Source organism: Aeromonas sp. 600282 (assembly GCF_049175755.1).
In the GTDB taxonomy this organism is placed as follows: Bacteria; Pseudomonadota; Gammaproteobacteria; order Enterobacterales; family Aeromonadaceae; genus Aeromonas; species Aeromonas veronii_A.
This window is the reverse complement of sequence record NZ_JAAKVR010000002.1, coordinates 58,417-72,858: the sequence shown is the minus strand read 5'-3', so window position 1 is coordinate 72,858 and position 14,442 is coordinate 58,417. Positions and strand designations below refer to the sequence as shown.

Genomic DNA, 14,442 nt, shown 5'->3' with positions numbered 1-14,442 from the left:
TCTGTTTGTTACCCGGTGACGAGATAGTTCAATCGCAAAACCAGATTGAATTGAACTTTTTTATTCGGTTTTTTAAGTGACTGGTGGGGGGTAGGCTAGTCTCTACTGCGAAGCGAAGGGTTTCGCCGTCATTATGACCACAATGAGGATCTGATAGATGGACAAACACGCTAGCGGGGCCGGTCAGTGCCCCTTTGCCCACGGTGCCAATACCTCTGCCAGCCAGGAGCATCAAGTCTGGTGGCCCAATGCCCTCAACCTCGACATCCTGCATCAGCATGACCGCAAGACCAATCCGATGGATGAGGCTTTCGATTATGCCGACGCCTTCAACAGCCTCGATTACGATGCCCTCAAGGCCGATCTCCATGCCCTGATGACCGACAGCCAGCCCTGGTGGCCGGCCGACTGGGGCCACTACGGCGGCCTGATGATCCGCATGGCCTGGCACTCCGCCGGCAGCTATCGCGCTACCGACGGCCGTGGCGGTGCTAACACCGGCAACCAGCGCTTCGCTCCTCTCAACAGCTGGCCAGACAACGGCAACCTCGACAAGGCGCGTCGTCTGCTGTGGCCGATCAAACAGAAGTACGGCAACAAGATCTCCTGGGCTGACCTGATGATCCTGGCGGGCAATGTCGCCTATGAATCCATGGGGCTCAAGACCTTCGGCTTTGCCGGTGGCCGCGAGGATATCTGGCATCCGGAAAAAGATGTCTATTGGGGCTCCGAGAAGGAGTGGCTGGCGCCGAGCGGCAGCGAAGGGAGCCGTTACAGCGGCGAACGGGATCTGGAGAACCCGCTGGCGGCGGTGATGATGGGGCTGATTTACGTCAACCCGGAAGGGGTGGATGGCAACCCGGATCCCCTGAAAACCGCCCACGACATGCGCGTTACCTTTGCCCGCATGGGGATGAATGACGAAGAGACCGTCGCCCTCACCGCCGGTGGCCACACCGTCGGCAAGGCCCACGGCAACGGCAGCGCTGCCAAACTGGGGCCCGCTCCCGAAGGGGCCGATGTGCACGAGCAGGGGCTGGGCTGGATCAACCACGAGAGCCGCGGCATCGGTCGTGATACGGTGACCAGCGGCCTTGAAGGGGCCTGGACCAGCAACCCGACCCGCTGGGACAACGGCTACTTCAAGATGCTGCTGGGCCACGACTGGTGGATCAAGAAGAGCCCGGCCGGTGCCTGGCAGTGGGAGCCCGTCGCCATCAAGGAGGAAGATCGTCCGGTGGACGTGGAAGACCCCTCCATCCGCTGCAACCCCATCATGACCGATGCGGACATGGCGCTGCGCTTTGACCCCGTATACCGGGAGATCTCCGAGCGCTTTGCCGCGGATCAGGCGCTCTTCTCCGACGCCTTTGCCCGCGCCTGGTTCAAGCTGACTCACCGCGACATGGGGCCGCGCAGCCGCTATCTGGGGCCGGAAGTGCCGAGCGAAGTCATGGTGTGGCAGGATCCGGTTCCGGCGGTGGATTACCAGCTCTCTGACAAAGAGGTGAGTGAGATCAAGGCCAAACTGCTGGCCTGCGGCGTGGCGCCAGCCGATTTGATCGCCACCGCATGGGACAGTGCCCGCACCTTCCGCGGCTCCGATTATCGCGGCGGAGCCAACGGTGCTCGCATCCGCCTCGCGCCGATGAAAGAGTGGGAAGGCAACGAGCCCGCTCGCCTCGGGAAGGTGCTCAACGCCCTGATCGCCCTGCAGGCCACCCTGAGCAAGCCGGTCAGCATCGCCGACCTGATTGTGCTGGGGGGCAGCGCCGCGGTGGAGCAGGCGGCCAGACTTGCCGGCGTCGATATCGTCGTCCCTTTTGCGCCTGGCAGGGGCGATGCCAGCGCCGAACAGACCGATGCCGAGTCGTTCGCCTTCCTCGAGCCGGTGCACGACGGTTTCCGCAACTGGCAGAAGGGGCACTACAAGGTGCAGCCGGAGGAGATGCTGCTCGACCGTGCCCAGTTGCTGGGGCTTACCGCCCGCGAGATGACTGTGCTGGTCGGCGGTATGCGGGTGCTTGGCACCAACCATGGCGGGTCGGCCCACGGCGTCTTTACCGACCGGGTCGGGGTGCTTAGCAACGACTTCTTCGTCAACCTGACCGACATGGCCTATAGCTGGCAGCCGACTGGCCGCAACAGTTACCAGATCGTGGATCGCCAGAGCGGTGCGGTGAAGTGGACTGCTACCCGGGTTGATCTGGTGTTTGGCTCCAACTCGGTGCTGCGTGCCTACGCCGAGGTCTATGCCCAGCAAGATGGCAAGGAGAAGTTCGTCCGAGACTTCGTCAAGGCCTGGGTCAAGGTGATGAACAATGACCGTTTCGATCTGAAATAAGTCACTTCAACCTGAATGAGAACGCCAGCCGCAAGGCTGGCGTTTTTTATGGTGGCGGTGATAGCTGCATGATGCGACTCGGAGGGTGGCCCTCTGGCAGCCCGGGTTAGAAGCTCATGGCCAGCCCGATGGAATAACCGCTGGTGTTGTGGCTGAACATGTAGCGGGCAACCAGCCGGGTACGGGTGACAATGATGTCGTACTTGCTGCTGTCCAGCTCCAGACCGGCGCCGATGGAGTTGAGGGAGTCAAAGCCAAGCAACCCCCGTTGCTCCCCCAGATATGCGGTATGAGCCCCCTCCAGTACATAGCGCACCGGTCTGTCGAGCAGGGTCCAGTGGAACAGCGGGGCGCGGCGGCGCAGATAGAGGCCGAGGTTCTCCGCCTCGGCGTGACCACGGACGCTGGTCGAGGTGCCGCCAAAGCTCTGCAGGTGCTGATAGGAGTAGCGCAGTTCGGCATCTATGTCCTGGGCCGGTGAAAAGAGTTCGTAATCGAGCATCAGCGAGCCACCCAGCCCGTACATATTGAGCTGACCCCCATCGAGAAAGTCCAGCGAGTAGCCCTTGGTACGATCCAGCAGCCAGTTGCCGATCCGCAGGTCACTGGCCATGGTACCGAGCGAGACGTTGGCTATGGGGCGCAGCACCCAGTGGCCGCCACGCGGATCTTTGTGAAGGGTGACATCCCAGCCGATCCCGCCCGAGGCGGTCAGGCTATTCCACTTGGTCGGTATGGTGCGACTTTCGGTACCATTGCTTATCACAAACTGGGGGTCGTAGCGGCTGTAGCCCAGCGCCCCCTCCAGATAGATGGGCACGGCTTCGCTCAGGGTTGCGCCGCCTCCCAGTTGCCCCATGTTGAGCGCAGAAGATTGGCCAGTGCTGCTACCGATGTCCAGGTTGCTGGCGGTGATGTCCGGCACCACGCTGAAAGTCATCAGCGAGATCACCGCATTGGCCCGTTTTTGCGCCCAGTCCTCCTCCTGATCGTCAAGGTTGTTACTGGCCGCGAGTGACGCCATGGGCAGGGTCGCCGCGAAGAGGGCGCAACCCAGACGGTAAAGCGGGCAGAGCGGGTGTTTCATGGCTGGATTCCCCAAAAAAGCGACCTCCTGTCGCCCTGATCTACTGTAGCGAGTTTCTTTCTGGCTGTCTCGACCTGACCATTGGGCTGGGCTATGGGGGGGGCTGCGTGGCCATCTACAGAAAATGGTTGATGCAGCTCATGGTTCTGGCCAATGGCAGATGTCGTCAGCGGCATAAGCGAGCAGGCCGGATATAATCAACGCGTTGATAAAAATGACAGGAGTGCGGGATGAACAGACTCGGATTGGCCGGCAAGATGTTGCTGGCAATTTGCCTGCCGTTATTGGCGCTGCTGTTTTTCGCCAGCCACTACGCATACGACAGATATCGGGTGACCCATGAGATGACGCAAGCCCTGCAGCAGCTGACTGTGGTCGAACGCAGCGCCCAGTTGGTGCACGAGCTGCAAAAGGAGCGTGGCATGTCGGCGGGGTTTATCGGCTCTGAAGGGCGCAAATTTGCAGATGCCCTGCCACGTCAGCGGCAACAGGTTGATGAAGCCATTCATCGCTTTCAGGGGTTGGAGAGGGAGGTTGCCCACGAGCAGGTGGATCTGGCTTTGCGCGAGTTGATGGGGATCCGCGATCAGGTGGACAAACTGGCCATAGAGGCCCCCCGTCAGGTCGCCTTTTATAGCCAGTTGATTGCTTCTCTGCTCAAGGTCGTGGATGAGATTAGTCTGCGTAGCCAGGATGCCGCTATTGCCTTGCAGACCAATGCCTACGCCGCATTTTTGCAAAACAAGGAGCGTATGGGGATGGAGCGGGCGACACTCAGCAATGTCTTTGCCAAAGGGAGTTTCACCCCGGCTACCTTGCAGCAATTTATGTCCCTGCTCGCTGCCCAGCAGAGCTATCTGGAGCGTTTTCGCGCCGTGGCAAGCGAGCCGCAGCGACGCCTGCTTGAGCAAATTGAGAAGAGTCCGGTGATGGCAGAGGTCGCGAAATATGAGCAGCTCGCCCTCGGCAAGATGACCGAGGGGAGCTTTGGCGTCGATCCGGAGCGCTGGTTTGCCGTGAGCACCGAGAAGATCGACCAGCTCAAACAGGGCGAAGATCAGCTCTTCCAGCAGTTGTTCGAACGGGTTGAGCAGATGCAGGGAGAGAGTCAGCGCAACTTCTGGTGGGGGGCTATGGCGGTTCTGTGCTGCCTGCTGTTGACTACCCTCATCAGTTGGAAGGTGCTGCGGGATGTGCATCTGGGCTTCGTCGCTCTGCATCGCACCTTTTCACGGCTCGTCAATGACAATGATCTGACGGTGAGGGTCAACTGGCAATCGGGTGACGAGCTTGGGGCATTGGCGCGGGATCTCAACCACTTTCTGCAGCATCTGGAAGGCTTATTGCTGGAGGTGCGCCGCTCCTGTGAGATATTGACCCGTAGTGCCAGCAACTCCAGCGAGGTGATTGCCGAAGTGAATGAAGGTGTGGTGCGTGGCGTCGGTCAGGTTGAACTGGTTGCCACCGCCGCAACGGAAATGGCTTCGACGGTGGCCGAAATTGCTCGCAATGCGACCCAGACCTCACTGGCGACCCAGCAGGCCATTGGCCGTGCCCGGCAGGGGGACAAGGAGGTGGATCAGACTATCGCCGCCATCGAGCAGGTGGCTGGCACCCTCGACGAGACCCGGCTGTTGGTCAACAACCTGCATCAGGATACCGAGTCCGCCGTCGAGGCACTCAACCTCATCAAGCAGATCTCCGATCGCACCAATCTGTTGGCCCTCAATGCCGCCATTGAGGCAGCCCGTGCCGGTGAATCGGGGCGCGGCTTTGCCGTGGTCGCCGATGAGGTTCGTTCACTGGCTGCCCGTACCCAGCAGGCGGCAGATGATATCGAACAGATGCTCTCCCGTTTGCGGGCTGGAGCCCTTCAGGCGGTGGTGGCCATGCAGTCGGGCAGCGAGCAGGCGGGCCTCAGTGTCAGTGAAGCGCAGCGGGCGGGTCACGAGCTGACCGACATCGTCAATGAGGTGCGCAAGGTGAGTGACATGACGGCACAGGTGGCTACCGCAACCGAGCAGCAGCGCTACGTAACGGACGATATCCAGCACAACGTAATGACCATCCGCGAAGTGTACGAGGCCCATCGCCAGCACTCGGTCACCCTGCAGCAGAATAGTGTCGAACTGGATCAGTTGGCTCGGGAGCTGGCTGGACGAATTGCCAGCTTCAAGTTGATAGAGAGAGCCTCTCCCCACTGATCCATTTGCGCTAAAGCTTGTCCCTCCCTGGCCGATACCCCTTGTGAGATCGTGTGGAGGGCAAGCAATTGAACGCTTGGGTGTTGGGGTTGGTCAGCATATCCGTGAGTATGCAGTTACAGGCTGGGGTCACCGAATTTGGTGCCGGTCTGGATCAATCCGTCTGGCGTTTGACCTCCGATACCCAGATTGAGTGTCGCCTCGAGCACCCTATTCCCAACTGGGGAACGGGGGCCTTTGTCAGCCGCGCCGGGCGCAAGATAAACCTCGACTTCGAGCTCAAGGGCAAGCGGCCGCAGGCCCAGACCCAGACGGTGAGCCTTGGCATCATGCCACCGGTATGGCGCCCGGGAATAGCCGGGCGAGAAGTGAGTCAACTGCGCTTCTATCAGCAGTTTGATGGACTGGTGGAGGGGCAGACTGCCTGGACCATGCTCGACGAGCTGGAGGGGGGGCGGATGCCGACCTTCCAGTATCGGGACTGGTATCGCCAGAACCGCGCGGTGCGAGTGTCCCTCTCGTCAGTCAACTTTCGGGTGAAATATCAGGCTTTTATCGACTGTCTGAGCGGGCTGTTGCCCTACAGCTTCAACGATATCGCCTTTAGCGTGCTTACCTACGACAAGAACAGCGATCAGCTCTCCATCCCCTCCAAGCGGCGGCTGGCGATGATCAGCGAGTTTATCAAGGCGGACAAGAGCATCGACGTGGTGGTGATCGATGCCTACAGCGACAGCTATGGCGGCCGCTGGCCGAACCTGAAACTCTCCGAGAAGCGGGCCGATGCCATCAAGAAGGTGTTTGTCGATCTGGGGATTGATCCCGGCAAGATCTCGGTGGAGGGGCATGGCGAGAAGCAGCACGTTGCCTCCAACGAAACCGAACAGGGTCGTGCCAAGAACCGGCGGGTGGTGATCAGCATGGGGCGAAATGGCGAGATCTAGCTTTGCGGCCCGGTCAGAGAAGCATAAAAAAGAGCGCATCTGCGCTCTTTTTTGATCCTGCCATTAGGCCGTGAGATTAGGGCAGCTTAGAAGCTGTCACCCAGCCCGGTACCGGCATCTTTCTTGGCAATCAGTTCAATCTTGTAACCGTCCGGATCTTCGACGAAGGCGATGACGGTGGTGCCGCCCTTGACCGGGCCCGGTTCGCGGGTGATCTTGGCACCGGCGGCGCGCAAGGCGTCGCAGGTGGCATAGATGTCGTCCGCTTCCAGCGCGATATGGCCGTAGGCGGAGCCCAGTTCGTACTCGCTCACCCCCCAGTTGTAGGTCAGCTCGATCACCGCTTCATCCTTCTCGTCACCGTAGCCGACGAAGGCCAGGGTGTACTTGTACTCGCTGTTCTCGCTCTTGCGCAGCAGCTTCATGCCAAGGACGCGGGTGTAGAAGTCGATGGAGCGTTGCAGATCGCCGACACGCAGCATGGTATGCAGAATTCTCATTGCTCAGTTCTCCGGGTTGGTGATGTGTACTGCTTTCAATCTCGGTTGCGAGGCTATCAGCTTTCTGGATAGACCTTCTCTTTGTACTCGCACAAGTCCTCAATGATACAGGAACCACAACGGGGCTTGCGAGCCAGACAGGTGTAACGCCCGTGCAGGATGAGCCAGTGGTGGACATCCAGCTTGAACTCGGCGGGCACCACTTTGAGCAGCTTCTCCTCCACCTGATCCACGTTCTTGCCTACCGCAAAGCCGGTGCGGTTCGAGACCCGGAAGATATGGGTATCGACGGCGATGGTGGGCCAGCCAAAGGCGGTATTGAGGACCACGTTGGCGGTCTTGCGGCCGACGCCCGGCAGGGCTTCCAGCGCTTCGCGGTTCTCCGGCACCTCGCCACCGTGGCGCTCCAGCAAGATGGCGCAGGTCTTGATGACGTTCTCGGCCTTGGTGTTGAACAGGCCAATGGTCTTGATGTACTCCTTGAGCCCGTCCACCCCGAGATCCAGCATTGCCTGCGGGGTGTTGGCCACCGGATAGAGCTTGTCGGTTGCCTTGTTGACGCTGACATCGGTCGCCTGCGCCGAGAGCAGCACGGCGATCAGTAGCTCGAACGGCGAGTTGAAGTTGAGCTCTGTGGTGGGGTGGGGGTTGTTTTCCCGCAGTCGCTCGAGGATTTCTCTGCGTTTCTGGTTGTTCATGCCTTGCGTCCGATCATAGTTCGGTCGCCCGGACGCGAGCCGGGGCAACGTTGCAGTGGGCCACAGTGGTTGCCTGTTTGCGGTCCCGCCAGTCGTTGATGGCGTTCTTGGCGGCGATCAGCAGCCCCAGCCCGATAAAGCCGCCCGGCGGCAAAATCGCCAGCAGCAGGCTGGCATCGGCGTGGAACAGCTCGACGCGCAGGGACTTGGCCCACTCGCCCAGCAGCAGCTCGGCGCCATCAAACAGGGTGCCCATGCCGATGATCTCGCGCATGCCGCCCAGTACCAGCAGCACCAGGGTAAAGCCAAGGCCCATCATCAGGCCGTCGAGGGCCGCCAGCAGCGGCGGGTTTTTGGAGGCATAGGCCTCGGCGCGGCCGATGATGACGCAGTTGGTGACGATGAGGGCGATAAAGATGCCGAGCGCCTGATAGAGGCCATAGGTGTAGGCGTTCATCAGCAGCTGTACGCTGGTCACAAGCGAGGCGATGATCATCACATAGACCGGGATGCGAATATCCTTCGGCACCCACTTGCGCACCAGCGAGACGGCGAGGTTGGAGCAGACCAGCACTGCCATGGTGGCAAGGCCGAGCCCCAGCGCATTGGTAAAGGTGGAGGAGACGGCAAGGGTCGGGCAGAGCCCCAGCACCTGCACCAGCGAGGGGTTGTTCTTCCACAGCCCCTGACTCATCAGCTCCTTGAGCTCGCCCTTGCGGCTTTCCAGCTCGGCAATCGGGGCTGCGCCCGTTTCAATCTGTTCCATCTGGTTCATGACGGCTCGACTCCGTTAGTTCGCCGCCGGGCAAGCCGGGGCGTTGCTGAGCAGTTCGGGTTGCTCCTGCTGCAGTTTAAGCAGGTTCTTCACCGCCTTGACCACGGCTCGCGGGGTGATGGTGGCGCCGGTAAAGGCATCGAACTCGCCACCATCCTTCTTCACCGCCCACTGGGGCTCGTTGTCATGGGTCAGGAATTTTCCGGCAAAGCTGTTGATCCAGTCCGATTTCTTCAGCTCGATCTTGTCACCCAGGCCCGGGGTCTCGTTGTGAGCGAGCACGCGCACGGCTGTGATGGTGCCCTTGGCATCAAAGCCCGCCACGATGCGGATCGCCCCGCTGTAGCCATCCGGCGCGATCGCCTCCAGCGCATAGCCGGTCACCACGCCATTTTTGCTGGCGGTATAGAGGGCTTGCGGCTGATCGCTGCCGAGATACTTCCTGCTGGTCACCTGCTTGCAGCTGGCCACCAAATCGTTGTCATAGCTCCCCTCCGGCAGCAATACCGAGAGGGTCTGCTGCTTCTCCAGCTGTTGCTGGTGGGCGATTTTATCCTTGGTCAGCTCGTTGGTCAGTACCACCAGCGCGGTACAGCCGAGTGCGAACATCGCCAGAATAAGGCCGTTCTTGCGCATGCTCTTTAACATGTCCGGGCTCCGTCAGCTGTGATGGGGGAAAAGGGCAGAAACATCATTGGCGACGGGCTCCATACACTTTCGGGCGAGTCAGGCTATCAATAAACGGCACACAAAGGTTGGCTAGCAGCACGGCAAAGGCGAAGGCATCCGGATAGCCGCCAAAGCGGCGGATGATGTAGACCAGCCCCCCAATCAGCACGCCATAGACCAGTCGGCCGCGCGGCGTGGTGCAGGCGCTGACCGGATCGGTGGCGATAAAGAAGGCTCCCAGCATAGTCGCGCCGCTGAATAGATGGAACATGGGCGTGGCGGTCGCATCCGGGCTTACCAGATAGCCGATGGTGGAGGCCGCCAGCAGGGCTCCCAGAATGGCGGTCGGAATGCGCCAGTTGATCACCTTCTGTTGCAGCAGGAAGAGGCCGCCCAGCAGATAGCCGAGGTTGACCCAGCTCCAGCCGATGCCGCCCCAACCCTCAAACAGCGGGCCGCTCAGGATCTCGCCGGTGGTGAGCCCCTGAGTCAGGCCGGTTTTCAGGGTATCGAGGGGAGTTGCCATGGTGAGACCATCCACCCCCTGCTTGAGCTGGGCCATGCTGTAGCCGTCGAGGCTAAAGCCGGTGAAGATGACCGACGCCGCATCACCAAAGCCGAGGCTGTAGGCGCGCACGCTCTCCGGCGGCAGCCAGCTGGTCATCTGCACCGGGAAGGAGACCAGCAGCAGCACATAGGCGACCATGGCCGGGTTGAACAGGTTCTGGCCCAGTCCGCCGTAAAGGTGTTTGGCGACAATGATGGCAAAGGCCGTGCCCACCACCAGCATCCACCACGGCAGCAGCGGCGGCAGGGAGAGACCGATCAGCACGGCGGTGAGCGCCGCACTGCCATCCATCAGGGCAGGCTTGATGGCGCGGCCACGGAGCTTGAGCACAAGTGCCTCGCACAGCAGGGCGGTCACCAACGCCAGCAGGATCTGGATAAAGGAGCCCCAGCCGAAGAACCAGGTCTGAGCCAGCAAGCCCGGCACGCAGGCCAGGATCACCAGCAGCATCAGGGTTCGGGTCTGTTTGCGGTTATGGGCAAACGGCGCAGTCGCAATATTGAACATGAGTCTGTCGATTACCTTGTGGTTGTTCGGTCGGCTGACGGGACATCTTCAGCAGCACTCTCTGCGGCTCTGGCTGCCTCGGCCGCCAGCTTCTTCGCCTTGGCGCGGGCCACCGCGGCAGCAATGGCCGCTTTTTTCGGATCAACCGGGGCATCAGCCGCAGGTGCGCTCGCTTCAGGCGCGGCAGTGACGGCAAGTGGTTGCTCACTGCTGGCTGCATCGGTTTGCATCGGCTCGGCCGGTGCGCGCTCACCCTCAGTTCCGGCACTCTCTACCTGAGTACCAGCGCTTTCTACCTCAGCACTGGTACTTGCGCTCTGCTGGGCCAGCTTTTTGGCCTTGGCACGGGCGATGGCAGCAGCGATAGCGGCCTTCTTGGGATCGATCGCTTCGCTTGCAGCAGTATCGCTTTGGCTGGTGGTTACTTCGCTCTTGGCTACTGTATCGTCGCGGGTCTGTGCGCTGGCAGTTGGCTCACTCAGCGCACCTTCAGCACTGGCACTTTCGCCCTGCTGGGCCAGCTTTTTGGCCTTGGCGCGGGCAATAGCAGCGGCGATAGCAGCTTTCTTGGGATCAACCGCTTCGCTGGCCGCAGATGGCGCATCACTTTGGGTTGCAGCGGATTCGCTGGCGCCAGCATTTGCAGTCAGATCGCCCTCAGCGCTGTCACCCTGCTGGGCGGCCTTCTTGGCCTTGGCCCGGGCAATGGCGGCAGCGATAGCCGCTTTTTTGGGATCGACAGCTTCGCTGACAGCAGATGGCGCATCGCTTTGGGTTGCTGCCGTTTCGCTGGTGCCAGTATTTGCACTCAGATCGTCCTCAGCGCTGTTACCCTGCTGGGCCGCCTTTTTGGCCTTGGCACGAGCGATGGCGGCAGCAATTGCCGCTTTTTTGGGATCAACAGGTGCATCGCCTTGCGAGCCTGCGTCGGCTACCGCGCTGTTATCTGCGCTTACCGGTTCACCATTCGCCTCGGCCTTTTTGGCTTTGGCACGGGCAGTGGCGGCGGCAATTGCTGCCTTTTTCGGATCAACTTCTGCCTTTTGCTGATCAGCATCTACCGCAGGCGCAGCAACGGCTTCGGCAGCCACAGGCTCGGCGCTATCGCCAGCCTGAGCGGCTTTCTTGGCCTTGGCGCGGGCCAGTGCGGCAGCGATGGCTGCTTTCTTGGGATCGCTGGCGGGGTCAACCGCCTCGGTGGATTGCAGCGCAGCGGCTGTTTCGCTGTTTGTGCTTTCCGCCAGTTTGGCGGCGCGGCGCGCCTCCGCTTCCCGTTTGCGGGCTTCGCGGGCGGCAATCACCGCGCTGTTGTCAGGCAAGCCCTCGGCGGTGGCGGCAATGGCTGTGATGGGGGCATCCTGCTTGGCCTTGATGCGGGCGAGGGCGGCTGCCACCGGATCTTCGCCGCCTGCGGCCGTCATGGTCTGACGGCGCTGGGCGGCGGCTTCGGCATGGCGCGCTTCGCGGGCCGCTTTCTCCCGCTCGAAACGGGCCTGCTTGGCCTCGAAACGCTGCTTGGCTCGTTCGGCTTTTTCGGCCTCGGCACGGGCTTCGCGAATGTCGTCTTTGGCGATCTTGTAGTACTGCACCAGCGGGATCTCGCTCGGGCAGACCCAGGCGCAGGCGCCGCACTCGATGCAGTCCATCAGGTTGAGCTTCTCGGCCTTGTCATACTCCTTGGCCCGACTGTACCAGTAGAGCTCTTGCGGCAGCAGAGTGGCCGGGCAGGCATCGGCGCAGGCGCTGCAACGGATGCAAGGCTGCTCCGGGCCGGGGGCGGGCAGTTCGGCCTGCGTCGGCGCCAGCAGGCAGTTGGTGGCCTTGACCACAGGCACCATGGCGTGGGGCAGGGTAAAGCCCATCATGGGGCCACCCATGATCACCCGCTGCTCCGCTTCCGGTTGCAGCTCGAAACGCTGCAACAGCCAGCGCACCGGCGTACCCAGGCGCACCCAGGCGTTGCCGGGCTTCTTGAAGCTGTCCCCGGTGAGGGTGACGATCCGCTCGATCAGCGGTTCGCCGTCGATGATGGCGCGCTTGATGGCAAACACGGTGGCGACGTTGAGCACCATGATGCCGATATCGACCGCGCGGCCCCCCTTGGGCACCTGACGGCCGGTCAGCAGCTCGATGGTCTGCTTGGCACCGCCCGAGGGGTACTTGGTCGGCACCGTCTTGACCAGCACATCTTCATCGGTGGCGTGGCGGGTCAGCTGCTCGATCGCCTCGGGCTTGTTGTCTTCCACCCCGATCAGGGTGAGTTTCGGTTTGAGCAGGTGCTTGAGCACCCGGATGCCATCCATGATCTCGTCGGAGTACTGCTGCATCAACCGATCGTCGGTGGTGATATAGGGTTCGCACTCCAGCCCGTTGACGATCAGGATCTCGGTGAGCTGGCCGCGGCCATCGAGCTTGCTGTGGGTCGGGAACACGGCGCCGCCAAGGCCCGCTACTCCCGCCTGCTGGATGCGTTCGAGCAGCTCGCCCCGCTCCAGATTCCAGTAATCGGGTTTGCCATTGCGCTCGCCCCACTCATCTTCCCCATCCGGGGTGAGAATGACGCAGAGATCGCCGAGCCCGGAGGGGTGGGCAACCGTGTGGTTGCCAATCTCGGTGATGGTGCCGGAGGTGGAGGCATGGACAGGGACGACCCGCCCCTTGGCATAACGGGTCAGCGGCTGCCCTTTTTTGACCTTGTCGCCCACCTGCACCAGCAGATCGCCGGCGGGGCCTGCGTGCTGGCGCAGCGGAATGATGAGACGTGGCGGCAGACCGGCGTCTACCAACGGGCTCTGGCTTGATTGCAGCTTGTTGTCGGCGGGGTGAATGCCACCGTGAAAGTCCCAGAGCGTGCCGGCTTTGATACGTTCGAGTAAGGAATGCATGGTTGCTCCGCTGTTTATTCCACTATCTTGACCGGAATCTTGCCCGGAACATGCACGTTATTGAGATCCCACTTCCAGTTATCGACCGTGGTGGGCACCGGGATCATCTCGATGCAGTCGGTCGGGCAGGGATCGACACAGAGATCGCAACCGGTGCACTCGTTGGCAATCACGGTATGCATCGCCTTGGTGGCGCCGACAATGGCATCCACCGGGCAGGCCTGAATGCACTTGGTGCAGCCGATGCACTGATCTTCGTGGATAAAGGCGACCTTCTTGACCGGCACTGCGGCCTCGTCACTGCCCCCCAGCGGCTGGGGCTCGACCCCCATCAGATCGGCAATCTTGCGCATGGTGGCCTCGCCACCGGGCACGCACTTGTTGATCTGATCACCGTTGGCGAGCGCCTCGGCGTAGGGTTTGCAGCCGGGATAGCCGCACTGGCCACACTGGGTCTGGGGCAGCAGGGCATCGAGCTGATCGACGATGGGGTCTGCTTCCACATGAAACTTGACGGCGGCAAAGCCCAGGATAATCCCGAACGCCAGCGCCAGCAGGGTGAGCACCAGAATGGCAAATAGAATATGGATCATGGTTATATCTTGATAAGGCCGGTAAAGCCCATAAAGGCCAGCGACATCAGACCGGCGGTGATCATGGCAATCGACACCCCGCGAAACGGGGCGGGCACATCGGCGGCGACCAGACGCTCGCGCATGGCGGCAAACAGGATCAACACCAGCGAGAAGCCGGTGGCGGCGCCAAAGCCGTAGATCACGCTCTGGATAAAGTCGTGTCGCTCATTGATGCTGAGCAGCGCCACCCCGAGCACCGCGCAGTTGGTGGTGATGAGGGGCAGGAAGATCCCAAGCAGGCGATAGAGGGTCGGGCTGCTCTTGCGCACCACCATCTCGGTAAACTGCACCACCACGGCGATCACCAGAATAAAGGCAAGGGTGCGCAGATAGGCGATATCCAGCGGCAGCAGGATATAGTGCTCCACCAGATAGGAGCTGGCACTGGCGAGGGTCATCACGAAGGTGGTCGCCAGCCCCATGCCGATGGCGGTTTCCAGCTTGCCGGAGACCCCCATAAAGGGGCAGAGGCCGAGGAATTTCACCAGCACGAAGTTGTTAACCAGCACGGTGCCGATCAATAAAAGCAGGTACTCAGTCATCAATTACCGTCACTGAAAGTCGGGTTATCGGGGTTTGAAGGCGGGCGGTATTATCTGACGTTAGGGCCAGTTAAACAACCGCAA

The 14,442-nt window shown here is 61.2% G+C and carries 12 protein-coding genes; 3 read left to right on the top strand and 9 right to left on the bottom strand.

The window, feature by feature from the left end:
• Window positions 1–157: 157 nt before the first annotated feature.
• Window positions 158–2,344 carry a catalase/peroxidase HPI gene (gene katG / locus G5137_RS03110; RefSeq protein ID WP_421254903.1) on the top strand — a complete coding sequence of 729 codons (2,187 nt, stop codon included), beginning with the start codon at window positions 158–160 and terminating at the stop codon, window positions 2,342–2,344.
• A 106-nt stretch (window positions 2,345–2,450) separates the two neighbouring features.
• On the opposite strand, the gene G5137_RS03105 is transcribed toward katG, so the two are convergent.
• A complete protein-coding gene (locus G5137_RS03105) occupies window positions 2,451–3,368 on the bottom strand; it encodes an autotransporter domain-containing protein (protein ID WP_227343024.1) in 918 nt (305 codons plus the stop codon).
• Between the two features lie 293 nt (window positions 3,369–3,661).
• Between G5137_RS03105 and G5137_RS03100 the strand changes: the two genes are divergently transcribed.
• Together G5137_RS03100 and G5137_RS03095 are read left to right on the top strand one after the other, a co-directional pair.
• Window positions 3,662–5,635, top strand: coding sequence for a methyl-accepting chemotaxis protein (locus G5137_RS03100; protein ID WP_421254902.1), 1,974 nt, complete (start codon window positions 3,662–3,664; stop codon window positions 5,633–5,635).
• Window positions 5,636–5,703: 68 nt separating this feature from the next.
• Entirely contained in the window at window positions 5,704–6,579 is an 876-nt protein-coding gene (locus G5137_RS03095; protein WP_005337611.1) for a flagellar protein MotY, read from the top strand.
• A gap of 86 nt (window positions 6,580–6,665) precedes the next feature.
• Here G5137_RS03095 and gloA read toward each other — a convergent pair whose 3' ends face one another.
• From gloA to rsxA, 8 genes are read right to left on the bottom strand one after another with little or no spacing between them, the layout of a single operon-like run.
• Window positions 6,666–7,079, bottom strand: a complete 414-nt coding sequence (gene gloA, locus G5137_RS03090; protein WP_005347113.1) for a lactoylglutathione lyase — start codon at window positions 7,077–7,079, stop codon at window positions 6,666–6,668.
• 56 nt (window positions 7,080–7,135) lie between these two features.
• Complete coding sequence (gene nth, locus G5137_RS03085) at window positions 7,136–7,777, bottom strand: endonuclease III (RefSeq protein ID WP_005337609.1); 642 nt, start codon at window positions 7,775–7,777, stop codon at window positions 7,136–7,138.
• 13 nt (window positions 7,778–7,790) lie between these two features.
• Entirely contained in the window at window positions 7,791–8,552 is a 762-nt protein-coding gene (locus tag G5137_RS03080) for an electron transport complex subunit E (RefSeq protein ID WP_421254901.1), read from the bottom strand.
• 15 nt (window positions 8,553–8,567) lie between these two features.
• Window positions 8,568–9,200, bottom strand: coding sequence for an electron transport complex subunit RsxG (gene rsxG, locus G5137_RS03075; protein WP_005359614.1), 633 nt, complete (start codon window positions 9,198–9,200; stop codon window positions 8,568–8,570).
• A gap of 43 nt (window positions 9,201–9,243) precedes the next feature.
• On the bottom strand, window positions 9,244–10,296 hold the full coding sequence (gene rsxD / locus G5137_RS03070) for an electron transport complex subunit RsxD (protein ID WP_040067829.1): 1,053 nt from the start codon (window positions 10,294–10,296) through the stop codon (window positions 9,244–9,246).
• Between the two features lie 11 nt (window positions 10,297–10,307).
• On the bottom strand, window positions 10,308–13,181 hold the full coding sequence (gene rsxC, locus G5137_RS03065; RefSeq protein WP_421254900.1) for an electron transport complex subunit RsxC: 2,874 nt from the start codon (window positions 13,179–13,181) through the stop codon (window positions 10,308–10,310).
• A 14-nt stretch (window positions 13,182–13,195) separates the two neighbouring features.
• Window positions 13,196–13,774, bottom strand: a complete 579-nt coding sequence (gene rsxB, locus G5137_RS03060; protein WP_005350799.1) for an electron transport complex subunit RsxB — start codon at window positions 13,772–13,774, stop codon at window positions 13,196–13,198.
• 2 nt (window positions 13,775–13,776) lie between these two features.
• Window positions 13,777–14,358: an electron transport complex subunit RsxA gene (gene rsxA / locus G5137_RS03055; protein WP_005337600.1), complete on the bottom strand. Its 582-nt coding sequence runs from the start codon at window positions 14,356–14,358 to the stop codon at window positions 13,777–13,779.
• Window positions 14,359–14,442: the final 84 nt, after the last annotated feature.